Here is a 17,668-nt window from a genome sequence, read left to right as displayed (position 1 = left end):
CTTCCTGTGATCGCTGTCGGAGCTGTCGGAGCTGTCGGAGCTGTCAGAGTCGTGTGCGTGGTGCGAGGTCCGGTACGGCCGCGGAGTCCGGGGCGTCGTCGAGCGCGTCGACCAGGCGCGCCGGCGTGGGCGCCTGGAACAGGGCGCCGAGGGTGAGTTCGCGGCCGAACCCCACCCGCACCCGGTTGACCAGCCTGGTCGCGAGCAGGGAATTGCCGCCCAGCGCGAAGAAACCGTCGTCGACGCCCACCGTGGGCCGGCCGAGCACCTCGGCGAACAGCGCGCACATCGTCCGCTCCGCCGGGGTGCGCGGCCCGGGGCCGGACGGCGCCGGTGCGGGGTCCGGGACGGGCAGCGCGGCCCGGTCGATCTTCCCTCTGGGGGTCAGGGGAAAGGCGTCGAGCGTGACGATCACCGAGGGCACCATGTAGTCCGGCAGCGCCGCCGAGGCGTGCTCCCGCACCGACGCCGGGTCGAGCGCCGGGTCCCCGGCCGGGACGACGTAGCCGATCAGACGCCGGCCGGGCGGGGCACCCGGGCCGGCGACCACGGTCGCCTGGGCGACGGCGGGGTGCCCGGCCAGCACCGCCTCGATCTCGCCCAGTTCGATGCGGAAGCCGTGGAGCTTGACCTGCTCGTCCGCGCGGCCGAGGAACTCCAGCTCCCCCTCCGCGTTCCAGCGGACCACGTCGCCCGTGCGGTACATCCGCTCCCCCGGTTCGCCGAACGGGCACGGCACGAACTGGCCGGCCGTCCGGCGGGGGTCGTTCAGGTACCCGCGCGCCACGCCCGCACCGGCGACGTGCAGCATGCCGGCCACCCCCGGCGGCACCGGCGACAGCGCCTCGTCCAGGACGTACACCCGCCTGTTGTCCATCGGCCGGCCGAGGGGGACGACGTCGGGCACGGCCTCACCGGGGCGGAGCACCCGGCGGGTGGTGAAGGTGGCGGCTTCGGTCGGGCCGTACCCGGCGACCACCACGGAGTCCGGACACCGTGCCAGGACGCGCCGTACCGCGTCGGCCGGCACGATGTCACCGCCGGTCCACACCTGGCCGACCCCGGCCAGTGTGCCGGGGGACTCCTCGGCGAACACTCGGAACAGCCCGGCCGTCAACCACAGCGTGCCGACCCGGTGGTCGACGATCAGCCGGTGGAGGTCGGAGAGCGTCAGCTCCCCGGGCGGGGCCACGACCACCCGGCCCCCGTTGAGCAGCGGCACCCACCACTCGAAGGTCGAGGCGTCGAAGGCGTGCGGGGAGTGCGCGAGCACGCGCGGGCCGTCCTGTTCGCGCCAACCGCCTTGCGCGGTCAGGCTGATGACGTTGCGGTGGCTCAGGGCCACGCCCTTCGGCGTGCCCGTGGAGCCCGAGGTGTACAGCACGCACGCCAGGTGGTCCGGGCGCAGCGGCACGACGGGATCGGTGGCCGGCTCGTCGGCGAGGCCGGGGTCGGCGTCGACGACGACCTCCGGTGTGCCGTGGGACAGTTCGTGCTCCCGGGTGGCCCGGTGGGTGAGCAGCACCGCCGCCCCGGTGTCGTCCAGGACGCGCCGCAGGCGGGCCGTCGGGGCCCGGGTGTCCAGCGGCACGTAGGCGCCGCCGGCCTTGCCGATCGCCAGGACCGCCACCACCACGTCGGCGGAGCGTTCCATGAGCACGGCCACCGTGCTGTCGCAGCGGACGCCCAGGGCGATGAGCCGGTGGGCCAGCCGGTTGGCGCGGGCGTTCAACTCCGCGTAGGACAGGGTGGTTTCCCCGCACACCACGGCGGGCGCGTCGGGTGTGCGCGCGGCCTCGGCCGCGAAGGCCAGCGGCACCGTCGGGTGCGGCAGGGGCCGCGTGGTGCGGTTGGCGGCCACGACGGTCCGGTGCCGTTCCTCGGGGGTGAGGAGGTCGGGCCGGCCGATCGGCCGGTCCGGGTCGGCGGCCACCGCGTTCAGGAACCGGAGGAACCGCTGCTGGTGGGAGGCGAGTTCGGCCTCTGAGTAGAGCGCGGGGTTCGCGTCGACGTCGAGCCGGGGCTCGGTGCCGTCGGAGCGGTCGTAGACGGAGAACGAGAGGTCCTCGACCGGCCCGTTGGACAGGTTGTGCACGGTGGCCCGGACCCCCGCGAAGTCCAGGTGGTAGTAGAAGGACATGATGTTGACGACGGGCCCGAACAGGACCCGCTCCGAGCGTGCGGGGTCCAGCTCCCTGCGCAGGTCCTCGGTGCGGTGGCGCTGGTGCGGGCGCTGGGCGGCGACCTCCTCGGCCACCTGTCGCGCGAGGGCGGACAGACCCTGTCCGGGGTGCACGCTCAGCCGCAGCGGCACCACGTTCGCCACCATGCCGGGGACGGTCGGCACGGAGGAGCCGGTGCGCCCGGTCACCGGCATGCTGAGCACGATGTCCCGTTCGCCGCTGAGGCGGTGGAGGTACGCGGCGACCGTCGCGGTGAAGGCGGTGGGCCAGCTCGCCCCGGCGGGTCGCGCGGCCCGTCGCAGCGCGGCCAGGGTCGGTGCGTCGAGGCTGCCGGTACGGCGCAGGAAGCCGTCCGAGGCGGCCGCCGAGCGGCTGGCGAGGCTGACCGGGTCCGGTCGGCCGGCCAGCCGGGCCGCCCAGAACTTCCGGTCCCGCTCCGGCTGTTCGGAGGCGTGGTGGGCGGCGTCGTGCGCCAGCAGGGCGCTCAGCGGCCCGAAGGCCGGTCCTGTCCCGTCCCTGCCCTCGACCAGTCCGGTGTAGGTCTTGGCGACGCGGCGCGCGATGAGCGACATGCTGAAGCCGTCGACCACGATGTGGTGGACGCGCTGGTACCAGAGGAAGCGGTCCGGCGCGACGGTGAACAGGGCCTGGCGGAACAGCGGGTCCCGGGTGAGCCCGACCGGCGTGGACAGGTCGGCGCGCATCCAGCGCTCGGCCGCCCGCAGCGGATCCGGTGTCGACGTGAGGTCGACGTGGTGCATCGTCCAGTCGGGCGCCGGGGTGACGACCTGCCGGGGGCCGTCGGCACCGTCGGTGAGGCGGACCCGCAGTGACTCGGTCTCGTCCACCACGCGGCGCACGGCCGTCTCGAACAGCTCCGGGTCGATCGGCCCGGGGATGTCCACGTACTCGCCGGTGTTGTAGGCGGGGCTGCCGGGGCGCAGGTGGTGGGCGAACCAGATGCCGGACTGCGCCGACGACAGCGGCAACTCGTGTCCGTCACTCATCCGAGCTCCTCCAGGACGGCCGACAGCGCGTCGGCGAAGGGGGCGACGTGCGGCGGCGACAGCATGTCGTGGTGGTTGCCGGGGACCTCGACCACGCTCAACGCCCCCCGGGTGCGGTCCTGCCACCGGGCGGGGACCACGACCGGGGCACCGAGTTCGGGGTGGGTCTCGGCGCTCGTGAACAGGTGGATCGGTGTCCGCAGCCGTGCTGCCGACCGGTAGCGCCGGGCGGCGGCGCCGTTGGTGGTGAACACCCGTGCCATGCGCCGCAGTTGTTCGGTTCGCACCCGCTCGGGCAGGCGCTCACGGCCGTCGGCGTCGTGGAGCAGCAGCGAGAGGGCGGCCTGCTCGTCGAGCTCGTGGAGGTCCCCGTCCGCCCCGTCGTCGGCTCCAGTGGCGGACGCGGGCGCTCCGACGTCGATGATCCCGAGGAATCCCGGGGGGTTCCCCTGCTCCTCCAGCAGGCGGGCCATCTCGAAGGCGACCAGCCCGCCGAAGGACCAGCCGGCCAGCAGGTACGGGCCGTCGGGCAGCACGGACCGCAGCTCCCGCAGGTAGCGCTGCGCCTGCTCCTCGACGGTGGCCAGGGGCGGCTCGTCGGTGTTGTAGCCGACGGCCTCCAGGCCGTGGACGGGCCGGGCGCCCGCAGGGGATTCGGTGAGGCGCTCGGTGAGCTGTCCGGCGAGGTGGAGGAAGGAGCACACGTCGCCGCTCTGCGGGTGCACCAGGATCAGCGGCGCCCTGCGGCGGTCCCCCTCTGCCAGCGGGACGACGATCCGGCGCAGGGCCCGGGACGCGTTGGGCAGTTCCGCGCACAGGCCCTCGACGGTGGGATGGCGGAACACCGTGTTCAGCGGCACGGTGACCCCCCACTCCCGCCGGATCGCCTCCACGAGCTCGACCGCCCTGAGCGAGTGCCCGCCCAGCGCGAAGAAGTCGTCCCGGACGCCGACCCGCGGGGTGCCCAGCACACGCTCCCAGATCCCGGTCATCAGGAGTTCCGGCAGGTCCCGCGGCGGTAGCGCACCCGCCCCGTGGCCGTGGCGGGCGGGCGCGGGCAGGGCCCCGCGGTCCACCTTGCCGTTGGTGGTCAACGGGATCCGGTCGAGTGCGGTCAGCGTCGTGGGCACCATGAACTCGGGCAGGGTCTCGCGCAGGGAGCGCCGCAGGTCCCCCAGGTCACCGGGCCGGTCCTGCCACACCAGGTAGCCGGCCAGTTCGGCGTCCGTCCCGCCGCCGCGCACCGTCACCGCGGCCCTGGCGACACCGGGCCGCGCGCACAGCGCGGCCTCGATCTCGCCCAGCTCGATCCGGTATCCCCGGATCTTCACCTGCTCGTCGGTGCGGCCGAGGAAGACGAGGCTGCCGTCCGGCAGGTACCGCGCCAGGTCGCCGGTCCGGTACAGCCGGCCGCCGGCCGCACCGAAGGGATCCGGCACGAAGCGCTCGGCGGTCAGCCCCGGCCGGTTGGCGTACCCGCGGGTGACGCCGACCCCGCCGATGTGGATCTCCCCCGGTACGCCGACCGGCACCGGGGCGCCCGCCGGGTCCAGCAGGTGGATCCGGAGGTTGCCGAGCGGCCGGCCGATCGGCACGGACCCGCCCGGCCGGGCCAGGTCCCGTTCGGCGTCCACGCGCCGGGTGACACAGCCGACGGACGCCTCGGTGGGACCGTAGCCGTTCCACAGCGTGGAGACCCGGTCGAGGAGCCGCCGGGCCAGGGCGGGCTGGAGCGGTTCACCCACGCAGATCGCCTGGAACCGGCCGCCCTGCCATCCGCCGTCCAGCAGCAGGAGCCAGGTGGCGGGTGTGGCCATGAGCGTGGTGACGCCGAACTCGCGCATCATCTCCGTCAGGCGCGGGCCGTCGACGGCGACCTCCGACGGGGCGATCACCACGCTCGCGCCCCAGGCCAGGGGCATGAGCACCTGCGGGACGATGACGTCGAAGGAGATCGAGGCCACCGAGGCGACGACGTCGTCCCCGCCGAGGTCCAGCTGCCGGCCGCGGACCACCAGGTAGTTGACCACGCCCTCGTGCGGGACCAGCACGGCCTTGGGGCGGCCGGTCGAACCGGAGGTGTAGATCGAGTACGCCAGGTTGGCGGGCGTCGCGAGCGGTGGCAGCGGGTCCGCAGGCCGGGCCGCGATGAGCCGGGCCTCGGTGTCCATCCGCACCGTCGCGGCGCCGTGGTTCGGGAGCCGGTCGGCCAGGGAGTCCTGGGTGAGCAGCAGCGGCACGTCGGCGTCGGCGAGCATGAAGGACATGCGCCGTGCCGGGAGGTCCGGGTCCAGCGGCAGGTAGGCGGCGCCCGACTTGAGGACGGCCAGCAGGGCCACGACCAGGTCCGCCGAGCGCGGCAGGCACACGCCGACCAGGCGTTCCGGCCGCGCTCCCCGGGCTCGTAGGTGCCGGGCCAACCGGTTGGCCCGGCGGTCGAGTTCCCGGTAGGTCAGCCGCTCGGCGCCGCAGCGGACCGCCACCGCGTCGGGGGTCAGCCGGGCCCGCTCCTCGACCAGCTCGTGCACGCAGAGGTCCGCGGGAAAGGGTTCGTCGGTGGCGTTGGCGGCCACCAGCAGCGCCTCGCGTTCGGCCTCGGTGAGCAGTTCCAGGCGCGAGACGGGACGGTCGGGATCGCCGGACGCGGCGTCCAGCAGCCGGAGGTAATGGCCGACCAGGCGCTCCACGCTCGCGCGGTCGAACAGATCGGTGTCGAAGGCCACCGTCCCGGTCGTCCCGCCCGGGCCGGCCGGCCCGTCGGCGATCACCAGGCTGAGGTCGACCTTGGCCGTGCCGTTGTCGACCTCGATCCGTTCGACCTCCGTCCCCACCAGCCGGAGGGAGGCGGTCGGGTCGGACAGACCGGCGAACATCACCTGGAACAGCGGGTTGCGGTCGAGACCGCGGGCCGGCCGCAGCTCCTGCACCAGCCGTTCGAACGGCACGTCCTGGTGCGCGTAGGCGTCCGCGGCGGTCCGGCGGACCCGATCGAGCAGCTCGGCGAAGCTCGGGTCGCCCGCGAGGTCGGTGCGGATGACCACGGTGTTGATGAACGAGCCCACCAGCTGGTCGAGTTCCGGACGGTTCCGGCCCGCGACCGGAGTGCCGACCGCCACGTCCGACTGCCCGCTGTAGCGGGCGAGCAGGGCCTGGAACGCGGCGAGCAGCGTCATGAACATCGTCGCGCCGTGCCGCCGGCCCAGCAGCCGCAACCGCCCGGCCAGTTCCTCGGGCACCGTGAAGGTGATCCGCTCGCCCCGGCCCGCGCGGACCGGACCGCGCGGGCGGTCGGTGGGCAGGTCCAACGGCGACAGCCCGGACAGCTGTGCGCTCCAGTAGTCCAGTTGGCGCTGCAGGCGTTCGCCGGAGAGGCGGGCCCGCTGCCAGTGGGCGAAGTCCGCGTACTGGATCCGCAAGGGCGGCAGCTCGTGCTCGCGGCCTTCCAGCCGGCTCCGGTACATCGCCGACAGGTCGTCCCACAGCAGCGGCATCGACCAGCCGTCGACCGCGATGTGGTGGACGACCACCACCAGGACGTGCTCGTCCTCGTCGACCCGCAGCAGTGCCGCGCGCAGCAGTGGGGCGGTGGCCAGGTCGAACGGGCGCAGGATCTCGGCGTGGACGAGATCGAGGACCAACTGCGTCCGGCGGTCCGCGGGCTCGGCCCGCAGGTCCGTGACGGGCAGGTCGAGCGGCCGGGCCGGCTCGACCGAGGGGACGGGGCGCCCGTCCTGCTCGGGGAAGGCGGTGCGCAGGACTTCGTGGCGCCGCACCAGCTCGGTGAGGCCGTGGCCGAGGGCGGCCACGTCCAGCGGGCCGTGCAGCCGGAAGACCTCGTGGACGTTGTACATCGCGGGGCCGTTGGACAGCCGCTCGATCAGCCACATGCGTTCCTGGGTGAACGAGGTCACCTGCGCGCCCGCCGGGCGGCGTGGGACCGCGTCCCCCGGCTCGCCCTTGGCGGCCCTGCTCCGGGCCGCGCGGACGCGTTGGTCCAGCAGGGCCCGGGTGGTGGCCGGAGTGGAGCCGGTCGGTCGGCCGGGCTCGGATCGACTGTGCGGTGCCTTCACGGGTGACGGGCCTTTCCGGCGGGGAGCGGTTCGGCTTCGGCGGTAAGCGGTTCGGCGTCGGCGTCGGCGTCGGCGGGGAGCGGTTCCGCTTCGGCGGGAAGTGGTTCCGCTTCGGCGGCGCCGAGGTCCGCCAGCAGCGCCGCGTCGACGGCGTCGGCGAGTTCGGCGACGGTCGGGTGGAAGAACAGCAGGGTGACCGGCAGTTCGAGGTCGAGTGCCCGGCCGAGTCGGGACATGATCTTCGACGCGAGGAGCGAATGGCCGCCCAGCTCGAAGAAGTCGCCGTGCACGTCGTCCGGGGCGGCACCGAGCACCTCGGCCCAGGTCTCCAGCACGAGAAGCTCGGTCTCGGTCGCGGTCCGTACGACGGGAGCGCCGGCCCCGTCGGCATCGGACTGCGGGGCCGCGGGCGGCACGGCGGGAGTGGCGGGGGCGGAGCGGCTCGCACGGAGGCCCGGAGGGGTCTCCCACGCCGATATCGGCCGTTCGGGACTGCCGACGAGCTGGTCGAGCAGCGCCCCGAAACCCTCGGAGAGTCGCCGCACCGTGTCGCGGTCGAAGAGGTCGGTGGCGTAGCGGATGACGCCGGTGATGCGGTCTCCGCGGTCCGTCAGGGAGACCTCGATGTCGAACTTCGCCACCTCGTTCGGTATCCGATGGTCGCTCACCTCGATCCCCGGGAGGCCGGACGGGAGCGCCGGCGGATCCTCCAGCTGGAACATGACGGTGAACAGGGGGTGCTGGCCCAGATCGCGTTCGGGCCGCAGCTCCTGTACCAGCCGTTCGAAGGGGACGTCCTGGTGGGCGTAGGCCTCCACCGCGCACCGCCGCACCCGGGCGAGCACGTCGGTGAAGCCGGGGTCACCGGACAGGTCGGTGCGCAGGACGAGCGTGTTGACGAAGAAGCCGATCAGCGGCTCCAGCTCGATCCGGGTCCGTCCGGAGATCGGCGTCCCCACCGTCACGTCGGCCTGTCCCGTGCAGCGCGCCAGCAGGACCTGGAAGGCGGCCAGCAGCGTCATGAACGGCGTGACCTCGTGGGCGCGCCCCAGTGCGCGGACGCGGTCGGCGAGTTCGGCGGGAATCTCGATCTCGACCTGGTCGCCCCGGCCCGACCACACCGCGGGGCGGGCCCGGTCCGTCCGGAGCACCGACGGGCTCAGGTCGGCCAAGTGCTCGCGCCAGTAGGCGAGTTGGTTCTGCAGCGCCGTTCCGTCCTGGTGGCTCCGTTGCCAGTCCGCGAAATCGGCGTACTGGACGGGAAGGTCCGCCAGGGCGATCGGCCGGCCTTCGACGGCGGCACCGTACCCGGCGGATATCTCCTGCCACAGCACCGACAACGACCAGCCGTCACAGGCGATGTGATGGATCACCAGGAGCAGCAGGTGGTCGTCGGGGGCGGTGCGGATCAACCGGGCCCGCAGCATCGGAGCGGCCCCGAGGTCGAACGGGGTCGCCAGATCGGCGGCCACCAGCTCCCGGACCCGCTGCCGGGCCTGCTCCGCCGGGGCGTGCGTCAGATCGGTGATCGTCGGCACGAAGGTCTCGACCGGGTCCGTGACGTGGCACGGGCCGTCGTCGGTGTCGACGATCCTGCCGCGCAACACCTCGTGGCGCCGCACGACTTCGGTCAGCGCCCGGACGAGCGCGCCCTGGTCCAGCCGGCCGCGCAGGCGAACCGCGGTCGGGACGTTGTGGTCCGGCCGACCCGGCCGCAGCCGGTCGAGGAACCACAGCCGTTGCTGGGCGAAGGACAACAGGGTCGGAGCGTGCGCGCGCCGATCGGAGCCAGGCATGACGGATCCACCTTTCACGGCGATCGGGAACGCTCGAACGCCCCGGGAATACCCTCGCCGATTCGCTTCATCGCGATCAGTACGGCGGATAGTAGGCAGCTCCCGTCTCACTCCGCAAGACAGGAAACGGGGTTGCAGGCATCAAGACAATCTTTACGCCAGTCCACCGGATTCCTTATGTAGATCGAACACGCTCGACGGCTAGCATCGGCGCGATCGGCCACGAAACCGTCTCTGACGTGCCGTCATGACGCCGGTCGAGCAACCCACTTCCGTGGACGGTCGCCACGTGATAATTCTTCCTTCACCAGGTGGACGGCCGGGTGAGCCCCTTTCGCGTCGACCCCTTCATTGTTCCGAATGAGATCGGTGAACCCGTTGCATGAACTCATCCGTTGAATATGAACCCACTTCGTTCGCATGAACTCGGAGAAGGCATGACGCAGCAGCAGAGCCTGGTGGGTTCATTCGTCTCGCACGCCACCGGCCACCCCGGTGATCCGGCGCTGGTGTGGCACGGAGAAGAGACGACCTACGGTGAACTCCACCGACTGGCGGAGCGGGAGCGCGTCCGGATCGCCCGGATCGCCCCGGCCGGGAACGAGCCGATCGGCATCCTGGCCGCAAAGTCGCCCTCGACGATCGCCCTGGTGCTCGCCTGCCTGCTCGAAGGGCGGCGCTTCCTGCTGCTGCCGGCCCCCACGCCGGAGGGGCGGACGTCCCACGCGTTGGTGGAGCGGGCCGGAATCCGGCACGTCCTGACTCCGGACAGCCCCCGGGCGCCCGGGCCGGGCGCCGGGGACCGGCCGGCGGAACCGGGGGCGGCGCGCGACACGGAGCCCGCCGACGTCTCCTTCATGTTCACCACCTCCGGTTCCACCGGGCAGCCGAAGATCGTACCGCTGAGTACGGGGGCGGTGGACCGCTTCACCACCTGGGCCGGCGAGCGGTTCGGCATCCGTCGGGGGACCACGGTCCTCAACTACGCCCCGCTCACCTTCGACCTGTGCCTGCTGGACATCTGGACCACGCTCAAGTACGGCGGCCGCGTCGTCCTGGTCGATCCGGCCCGGGCCACCCACCCGGGCCACCTGCTGGACCTCGTCTCCCGCCACCGGGTCCAACTCGTCCAGGCGGTACCGATGTTCTACCGGCTGCTGGTCGACGCGGCCGCGGAGAGCGGCCGGCGGCTCGACACGGTCGAGCACGTCGTCTTCACCGGTGACAGCATGCCCGCCCGCTGCCTGGCCGAGCTTCCGCAGCTGTTCACCGGCGCGCGGCTCTACAACGTCTACGGCTGCACCGAGACCAACGACAGCTTCCTGCACGAGGTCGACGGCACCGAGCCGGCGGACGGCCCGGTGCCGATCGGGCACCCGCTGCCCGGCGTCCACGCGGTGATCGTCGATGCCGACGGCGGGATCGTGACCGGGCCGGGAACCGGCGAGCTGCATGTCGCGACGCCGTTCCAGACCACCGGCTACCTGGACCGGGACCAGAACGCCGACCGGTTCGCGACCCACCGCCACGAAGGGGAGACGCGGCGCTACTTCCGCAGCGGCGACCTCGTGCGGCGCGACCGGGACGGCCGCATCACCCTGGAAGGCCGCAACGACCACCAGGTCAAGGTCCGCGGCACGCGGGTCAACACCCACGAGGTCGAACAGGTGCTGCTCGACCATCCCGACGTCGTCGAGGCGGCCGTGCTGGCCGTGCCCGACCCGGTGGCCGGCCGCCTGCTGCGGAGCGTGGTCCGTCGCGCCCCGGACAGTCGGCTGAACTCGCTGGCCCTGCGCCGGCACTGCGCACAGCGGCTTCCGCTCACCGCGGTCCCCTCCACCCTGCTGATCGTGGACGACCCGCTGCCCAGGACGTCCACCGGAAAGATCGACCGCGCGCCCATCGAGCGCACCTGCTCCCCGTCCCAGCCACAGTCCCAGCCCCAGCCCCAGCCCCAGCCCAGCGAAGGAACGGCCACGTGAAGCACGCCGCGACAGTCACCCGGTTCATCATCGAGGAGTTCCTGCCGGACGTCGGCGCGCACGAGCTGGATTCCGACTACGACCTCGTGGACGGCGGGGTCATCGACAGCCTCGGCCTGCTCAAGACGATCGCCTGGCTCGAGGACCGCTTCGACCTGCGCGTCGAGGAGTTCGACCTCGACCCGGACAGCTTCCGGTCCGTCGCCTCGATCAGCAGGTTCATCGAAGAGGCCCAGCCGCACCGGACGGACTCCCACTAGTCATGCACGAGGTGCTGCGAGCGCTGATCGACCGGGACCGCACCGTCGACCAGGAGCTGTGGGGGTCCTTCTGGGACCAGCTGCGCGACGGCACGCTGCGGTCCGGCGAGACGGTGGCGCTGCTGTCCTCGCTGTCCACCCGGATGCCCGATCGGGACACGCTGGTCGCGATGCTCCGTTCGCTGGACGAGCGGCGGCCGACCGTCCCCGCGCGGCTGGACGGCACGGCCAACATCGTCGGCACCGGAGGCGGGCCGGCCACGTTCAACATCTCCACCGCGGCGGCGTTCGTCGCCGCGGCCCTGGGCGTGCGCATCGTCAAGACGGGGTCCCGCGCCTACACGAGCAGCTGCGGCTCCCACGATCTGCTCGACCGTCTCGGCATCGGAAGGACCAGCTCGTACGAGCAGACCGACGACCTGCTGGAACGCTTCGGCATCGCGTTCCCGGGGAACTTCGTCTACCCGCGGGAGGTCGCGCTGCTGGCCCGGAGCATCGTGCCGATGGACCTTCGGATGATCGGCGGATTCATCAACTCCGTCGGCCCCTTCCTGGCCGCGGTGCCGGTCTCCGCCCAGCTCGTCGGCGTCTCGGACCGTTCGCTGGTGCCGACTCTGGGCCATGTCGCCGCCACCGCGGCCGCCACCGTCGCCGGCCGGAGGATCTGGCTGTGCTCCAACGAGCTGGGCATCGACGAGCTCGTCAGTTCCGTCGACAACGTCGTCCTCACCAATGACGGCACCGACGGGATCCGGCTGCCGGCCGAGGCTCCGGGAACCGGGACCGGGACCGGGACCGGGACCGGGCCCGGGACCGACGCGATCGCCGAACTGCGGCCGGCCGGAAGGGGCGAGGACGTGGTCGCCCACTTCCTCGGCGTGCTCTCCGGGGAGGGGACGGGTCTCGCGACGCGGACCGTCCGCCTGAACGCCGCCGCGCTGGCCGTCGCGAGCGGGCTGATCGACGGGTGGCCGGAGGCGATCGGGGCCGCCGACGACGCCCTGCGCAGCGGCGCCGCCCGCGACCTCGTCGAGCGCCTGCGCGCCCGGCCGGCGCGCCGCACGGCGGCCGCGGTGCGTGCGCGGTGAGCGGGTTCTTCGCACACCGGCCGCCGGACCGGCCCGGCCTGGCGGTGTTCCTCAACGCCGGAGACCCCCCGCTGCCCGTACTGGCCGACGTCATGCGGATGCTCGACGACTGCCGGGTGGACTGCCTGGAGCTGGCGGTGCCCTTTCCGAACTCGGTCACCGACGGGCCCGTCATCCGCCGATCGGCGCAGCGGGCCCTGGCCGACGGCGGCGGACTCGACGAGGTGCTCGACTTCCTCGGCGGGATCCTGCCCCGGCTGCGCCACCTGCGGGTGGCCCTGCTGGCCGACTGGAGCCACACGGTCAGGGACCTGACCGTGCCCTGCTTCGTGCGGCGGGTCGCCGACTCGGGCGTCCACGGGCTGCTGGTGCACGGCCTGCCACCGCGGCTACGGGCCGGCTGCCTGGAAGCGGTGCGGGAGGCGGGGCTGCCCATGGTCGCCACCTGCTACGCCGCGTCGACGGCCGAGGTGAAGGCCGCGGCCGCCGAGTGCGCCACCGCGTACCTGTACCTGGTGGCCCACTACGGCCGCAGCGGCGGCGGGCTCACCGCCGACCACCAGGAGCTGGCCGCCGCGCTGGCCGAACTGCGGACGAGGACCACCGCACCGATCGCCGTCGGATTCGGCGTCCGCTCCCGGGCGGACATCGCCCTGCTGCACGACCTCGGCGCCGACGCCGCGGTCGTGGGCAGCGCCGGGGTCGCCCGGATCGAGCGCGCCCTCGCCGAAGGGGCCGACGTGGTCGAGGAGTTCCACACCTTCATCCAGACCGTTTCGCCGTACTCGACAAGCCACTAGGAGGCACACCGATGATCGTCCGACACCTTGCCGACGTGAAGACCGTGGACTGGGGCAACGGGCTCAGCCGCAGGTTCCTGCTCGAATCCGACGGCCTCGGCTACACGATGACGGACACCACCGTCCGCGCCGGCACCAAGTCGCGGCTGGAGTACCGCCGCCACCTGGAGGCCTGCTACTGCATCGAGGGGAAGGGCGAGGTCGTGGACACCGACGGCACCTCCCACCCGCTGGAGCCGGGCACGCTGTACGCGCTCGACCGCAACGACGCCCACTTCCTGATCGCGAGCCCGGAGGAGGACCTCCGCCTGGTGTGCGTGTTCTCGCCCGCGCTGCGCGGCGACGAACGCCACAACCTGGACTCGGCCGACTTCTCCGAGTACTAACAGGACCGACAGGACTGACAGGACCGACAGATGATCAGGTGGAACGCCGACCAGATCGCCCTCGGCGAGGGGATCGCCCAGTGGGGCGAGGAACTCAGCTCGGGCCATCTCGAAGGGGACGCCGAAGGCGCCTTCCCGTGGGACAAGTGGAAGCTGATCCGGAGGTCCGGAATCCTCGGCCTGCCGTTCGACGAGCGGTGGGGCGGGCTGGGCCAGGACCTGCTCACCACCATGCACGTGCTCGAACAGCTCGGTACCGGATGCCGTGACGGCGGACTGAACTTCTCGGTCGCCACCCACCTGGTCGGCGCCGGGGTCCCGCTGCAACGGTTCGGCTCACCGGAGCTCAAGGCGCGTTACCTGCCGGGGATCTGCTCGGGTGAGACGATCGGGGCGCACGCGATCAGCGAGACCGAGAGCGGCTCCGACGCGCTGGCGATGAGGACCACGGCCACCCGCGAGGACGACGGCTTCGTGCTGCGGGGCGGCAAGTCCTTCATCACCAACGGCCCGGTGGCCGACGTGTTCGTGGTCTACGCGCGCACCCACCCGAACGGCGGCCCGCTCGGCATCACCGCCTTCGTCGTGGAGCGGGACACCCCGGGGCTCGTCGTCGGGCCACCCGTCGCCACCATGGGGCTGCGGACCGCTCCGCTGGGTGAACTGCACTTCGACGACTGCAGGGTCCCCGCGTCCGCCGTGATCGGCCGGGTCGGATCCGGGTTCCTGGTCCTGGACCACGTGATGAAGTGGGAGATCCTCTGCTCCTTCGTCATCAACACCGGGCAGATGCGGTACCGGCTCGACCGCTGCGTCGAGTACGCCAAGGAGCGCGTCCAGTTCGGCCATCCGATCGGCTCGTACCAGTCGATCTCCCACAAGCTCGTGGACATGAGCATCGGCCTGGACACCGCGCGGAAATGGCTCTACGACACGGCGGTTCGGCTGACGGAGGGCGAGAACGTCACGAGGGACATCGCCGTCAGCAAGCTCGTCGCCAGCGAGGGCAACCTCTCCTCCGCACTGGCCGCCGTGCAGATCTTCGGCGGCAGCGGGTACCTGGCCGAGTACGGGCTGGAGAAGGACGTGCGCGACGCGGTCGCCGGCCCGATCTACTCGGGCACCTCGGAGATCCAACGCAACCGCGTCGCCGCCATGTTGGGGCTGTGACGCCTGATGCTGGTCAAGATCTGCGGAGCCGCCTCGGCCGGGGACGTGGCCTCGCTCGACAGGGCCGGGGCCGACCTGGTCGGCCTGTGGCACGGCGTACCGGGGGGTCGCACGGACCTGACGCTCCGTCAATTGACGGTGCTGGCAGATGCCGTGCACCGAACGGCGCGACTGCGTCCGGTCCTCGTGACCTTCCTGGACGACGCCGGGGCGCTGCGCGCGGCGACGGACGCGGCCCGGGTGTCGTGGGTCCAACTGCACGGCTACCAGCCGCCGGGCCTGGTCCGCGCCCTGAAGAGCACCACGGACCTCACCGTGGTCAAGGTGCTGCACCTCGGTACGGACACCCGCGCGGAGCGGTCCCTGATCGCGGCGTACGAGCGGGCGGGAACGGACCTCTTCCTGCTGGACACGGTGGCCGGGGACGGCCGGATCGGCAGTACCGGGCAACCGGCGGACCGCGCGGCCGTCCTCGGGATCGCGGACCGCCTCTCGCGCCCCTTCCTGCTCGCCGGCGGCATCACGGCCGACAACCGGGAGGACTACCGGGAGGTGGTCGACCACCCCCTGTTCCTGGGCATCGACGTGGACACGGCGGCCAGGGACCCCGACGGACGGCTGAGCACCGACCGGGTCACGGCCCTGCGGCGCGGCTGGCGGGCGACGGACGGCAGCGGGGTGCCCGGATGACGGCCGAGTTCATCGAGGCGCTGCTGGACGCCCGCCGACCGGTGATCATGGAGCTCAAGCGGCAGGACGCCGCGGGAAACGACCTGTTCGGTGACAGGTCGGCCACCCGCCTGGTCGCCGACTACCGGGACGTCGGCGCGCCCTGCCTGTCCGTGGTGACCGGGCGGTGGTTCGGCGGCACCCAGGACCTGCTGCGCGAGGTCGTGGCGGCGACGGACCTGCCCGTGCTGCAGAAGGACTTCATCACCCGCCGGAGCCAACTGCACCAGGCCCGCGAGAGCGGCGCGTCCGCGGTCCTGCTCACCGCCGCGCTGCTGCCCCGCGCCACCCTGGGCCACCTGGTCGACCTCGGCCTGCGCCTCGGCCTGACGCCGTTCGTCGAGGTCACCACCGAGGAGGAGATCAGCCGCGTGCCACGCGCCGAGGACTGCGTGGTCGCGGTGAACAACAAGGACATCACCACCCGCGAACGCGGCGCGGGCGACCTCGGGCGGAGCTCCTCGCTCCTGCCCGCGGTGCTGAACAGCGGCACCCGGTGCCCGGTGAGTGCCGGAGCCGTCCGCTGCCCCGAGGACGCCGCCCGCCTGCTCGGGGAGGGCTTCGCCGGTGTGCTCGTCGGGACGGGCCTCCTGCGCACCGCCAGCCTGCCGGGCTGGCTGGACGGCCTCGACGCCCGCCTCGGCACCCGCCCCGACGCCGGCCCCGAACCGGCTCCACCCGTCCGCCGCCCGGCGGACCCCCCACCCACCAGCGACATCCGGAGGTAAGGCCATGACCAGCGCGGCAACCGAGCAGTGGAAGGTCGTCGTCAACGACGAGGAGCAGTACTCGATCTGGTCCGCCGACCGCGAGTCGCCGGCGGGCTGGCACGAGGTCGGCGTGCAGGGCGCGAAGGACGAATGCCTCGCGCACATCGAACGCGTGTGGACCGACATGCGCCCCCGCAGCCTGCGCCTGCGGTCCGTCCCGGAGGACGGTGCGCAGTGAACCCGACGCTCGCGCCGCACGGTGCGCGCGGGGCGACCGGGCCCGTGCTCTCCACCGCCCTGGACCTCCCGGAGTGCCGGGCCCGGGGCTGGGTCGTCGTCGACTCCATGGTCGACGGCCTCGCCATGGGCGGCACCAGGATGACCCGGACGGTGACCGAGCAGGAGCTGACCGGGCTCGCCAGGGCGATGACCCACAAGCTGGCGCTGGTCGGCCTGCCCATCGGTGGCGCCAAGGCCGGCATCGCCCCCGCTCCGGGCGCCACCGTCGAACGGGAGGCGGTGATGCGGGAGTTCGGCCGCGCCGCGGCCCCGCTGCTGCACGGCGGGGTGTACCTGGGCTGCGACCAGGGCACCACCTACGCCGACCGGCGGCTGGCCTTCGAGGCCGCCGGGTACGACGTCACCCGCCTCCCCGGCACCACCCGCCTCACCGTCGGCTGGGCCGAACTGTGGGACCACATGGCCGACATCACCGGGTTCGGCGTGGCCGTCGCGGTGCTCGGCGCCCTACGGGCCTCCGGGGCGCGGACCCCGCAGCGCATCGCGATCCAGGGCTTCGGCACCGTCGGGCGCGCGGTGGCCGGCCACCTGGCCGCCCACGGCCACCGGGTGGTGGCCGTGGCCGACGTCCGGGGCACCGTCGAGGACCAGCGCGGACTGCCCGTCGCCGAACTCGCCTCGCTCACCAGCAGCGACGGCACGATCGACCGGAGCCGGCTGCCCGACCGGGTCACGGTCCACGGCCCCGGGCAGGCGTGGCTGCACGTCGACGCCGACGTACTGGTGCTGGCGGCCTCCGCCGCCGCGGTCGACGAGGAGGCCGTGCCCGCGGTCCGGGCCCGCCTGGTGGTCGAGGGCGGGAACCTGAGCTGCACCGCACCGGCCCGCCGGCTGCTGCGCGAGGCCGGGCACACCGTCCTGCCGGACGTGGTCGTCAACGTCGGCGGCGCGGCGGCGACCGGCTGCGTGCTCACCGGGCTGGCCCCGTCCGACCTGCCGCTCCCGCAGCTGTCCGAGTGGCTGCGCGAGTGGGTCGCCGACAGGATCGCCAGGAACTGCGAGCTGGTGCAGGAGTTGAGCGCCACGGGCAGCGCCGATCCGGTCGCACAGCTCCTCGGTTCGCGCGGTGCCCCGGCCGGGGCCGGCCCTGCCGACGCCACCGCCCCGGCCGGGGCCGCCGGAACGGGGGTCCCGGCCGAACGGTGAGGCCGCCGTGCGCGGGGCCGCCGGCCGGCCGGATCGGGCCG

At 73.1% G+C, this 17,668-nt stretch carries 13 protein-coding genes; 10 read left to right on the top strand and 3 right to left on the bottom strand.

What is annotated here, in order from left to right:
• Positions 1–43: 43 nt before the first annotated feature.
• The 3 genes from ACFVHV_RS06180 to ACFVHV_RS06170 are packed head-to-tail and all read right to left on the bottom strand — an operon-like array spanning position 44 to position 9,056.
• A complete protein-coding gene (locus ACFVHV_RS06180; protein WP_380349110.1) occupies positions 44–3,190 on the bottom strand; it encodes an amino acid adenylation domain-containing protein in 3,147 nt (1,048 codons plus the stop codon).
• Complete coding sequence (locus ACFVHV_RS06175) at positions 3,187–7,260, bottom strand: amino acid adenylation domain-containing protein (protein ID WP_380349108.1); 4,074 nt, start codon at positions 7,258–7,260, stop codon at positions 3,187–3,189. The genes ACFVHV_RS06180 and ACFVHV_RS06175 overlap by 4 nt, the downstream gene beginning before the upstream one ends.
• On the bottom strand, positions 7,257–9,056 hold the full coding sequence (locus ACFVHV_RS06170; protein WP_380349106.1) for a condensation domain-containing protein: 1,800 nt from the start codon (positions 9,054–9,056) through the stop codon (positions 7,257–7,259). Before ACFVHV_RS06170 ends, ACFVHV_RS06175 begins: the two co-directional genes overlap by 4 nt.
• 437 nt (positions 9,057–9,493) lie before the next feature.
• Here ACFVHV_RS06170 and ACFVHV_RS06165 point away from each other — a divergent pair, with 437 nt between their 5' ends.
• From ACFVHV_RS06165 to ACFVHV_RS06120, 10 genes are read left to right on the top strand one after another with little or no spacing between them, the layout of a single operon-like run.
• Positions 9,494–11,038, top strand: a complete 1,545-nt coding sequence (locus tag ACFVHV_RS06165) for an AMP-binding protein (RefSeq protein ID WP_380349104.1) — start codon at positions 9,494–9,496, stop codon at positions 11,036–11,038.
• Positions 11,035–11,298 carry an acyl carrier protein gene (locus tag ACFVHV_RS06160; protein WP_359908886.1) on the top strand — a complete coding sequence of 88 codons (264 nt, stop codon included), beginning with the start codon at positions 11,035–11,037 and terminating at the stop codon, positions 11,296–11,298. The genes ACFVHV_RS06165 and ACFVHV_RS06160 overlap by 4 nt, the downstream gene beginning before the upstream one ends.
• A gap of 2 nt (positions 11,299–11,300) precedes the next feature.
• Positions 11,301–12,386: an anthranilate phosphoribosyltransferase gene (locus ACFVHV_RS06155; protein WP_380349102.1), complete on the top strand. Its 1,086-nt coding sequence runs from the start codon at positions 11,301–11,303 to the stop codon at positions 12,384–12,386.
• On the top strand, positions 12,383–13,186 hold the full coding sequence (gene trpA / locus ACFVHV_RS06150; protein WP_380349100.1) for a tryptophan synthase subunit alpha: 804 nt from the start codon (positions 12,383–12,385) through the stop codon (positions 13,184–13,186). Before ACFVHV_RS06155 ends, trpA begins: the two co-directional genes overlap by 4 nt.
• An 11-nt stretch (positions 13,187–13,197) precedes the next feature.
• Positions 13,198–13,572, top strand: coding sequence for an ectoine synthase (locus tag ACFVHV_RS06145; RefSeq protein WP_049650325.1), 375 nt, complete (start codon positions 13,198–13,200; stop codon positions 13,570–13,572).
• A gap of 30 nt (positions 13,573–13,602) precedes the next feature.
• Complete coding sequence (locus ACFVHV_RS06140) at positions 13,603–14,742, top strand: acyl-CoA dehydrogenase family protein (protein WP_359908877.1); 1,140 nt, start codon at positions 13,603–13,605, stop codon at positions 14,740–14,742.
• A gap of 6 nt (positions 14,743–14,748) precedes the next feature.
• Positions 14,749–15,432, top strand: coding sequence for an N-(5'-phosphoribosyl)anthranilate isomerase (locus ACFVHV_RS06135; protein ID WP_380349097.1), 684 nt, complete (start codon positions 14,749–14,751; stop codon positions 15,430–15,432).
• Positions 15,429–16,199, top strand: coding sequence for an indole-3-glycerol-phosphate synthase (locus tag ACFVHV_RS06130; protein WP_359908871.1), 771 nt, complete (start codon positions 15,429–15,431; stop codon positions 16,197–16,199). Before ACFVHV_RS06135 ends, ACFVHV_RS06130 begins: the two co-directional genes overlap by 4 nt.
• Positions 16,200–16,203: 4 nt before the next feature.
• Complete coding sequence (locus ACFVHV_RS06125) at positions 16,204–16,419, top strand: MbtH family NRPS accessory protein (RefSeq protein WP_359908868.1); 216 nt, start codon at positions 16,204–16,206, stop codon at positions 16,417–16,419.
• Entirely contained in the window at positions 16,416–17,627 is a 1,212-nt protein-coding gene (locus ACFVHV_RS06120; protein ID WP_380349094.1) for a Glu/Leu/Phe/Val dehydrogenase dimerization domain-containing protein, read from the top strand. The genes ACFVHV_RS06125 and ACFVHV_RS06120 overlap by 4 nt, the downstream gene beginning before the upstream one ends.
• Positions 17,628–17,668: the final 41 nt, after the last annotated feature.

The sequence above is a fragment of the Kitasatospora sp. NPDC127116 genome, assembly GCF_042677365.1.
Classification (GTDB): Bacteria; Actinomycetota; Actinomycetes; order Streptomycetales; family Streptomycetaceae; genus Kitasatospora; species Kitasatospora lactacystinica.
The sequence above is the reverse complement of the archived record's forward strand: the minus strand, read 5'-3'. Positions and strand labels throughout refer to the sequence as shown.

Bases quoted from the DNA above. Each gene is read 5' to 3' on its own strand.
- ACFVHV_RS06155 (WP_380349102.1), top strand. From the start codon at position 11,301: ATGCACGAGGTGCTGCGAGCGCTGATCGACCGGGACCGCACCGTCGAC.
- ACFVHV_RS06130 (WP_359908871.1), top strand. From the start codon at position 15,429: ATGACGGCCGAGTTCATCGAGGCGCTGCTGGACGCCCGCCGACCGGTG.
- ACFVHV_RS06165 (WP_380349104.1), top strand. From the start codon at position 9,494: ATGACGCAGCAGCAGAGCCTGGTGGGTTCATTCGTCTCGCACGCCACC.
- ACFVHV_RS06140 (WP_359908877.1), top strand. From the start codon at position 13,603: ATGATCAGGTGGAACGCCGACCAGATCGCCCTCGGCGAGGGGATCGCC.
- ACFVHV_RS06145 (WP_049650325.1), top strand. From the start codon at position 13,198: ATGATCGTCCGACACCTTGCCGACGTGAAGACCGTGGACTGGGGCAAC.
- ACFVHV_RS06135 (WP_380349097.1), top strand. From the start codon at position 14,749: ATGCTGGTCAAGATCTGCGGAGCCGCCTCGGCCGGGGACGTGGCCTCG.
- ACFVHV_RS06125 (WP_359908868.1), top strand. From the start codon at position 16,204: ATGACCAGCGCGGCAACCGAGCAGTGGAAGGTCGTCGTCAACGACGAG.
- ACFVHV_RS06180 (WP_380349110.1), bottom strand. From the start codon at position 3,190: ATGAGTGACGGACACGAGTTGCCGCTGTCGTCGGCGCAGTCCGGCATC.
- ACFVHV_RS06170 (WP_380349106.1), bottom strand. From the start codon at position 9,056: ATGCCTGGCTCCGATCGGCGCGCGCACGCTCCGACCCTGTTGTCCTTC.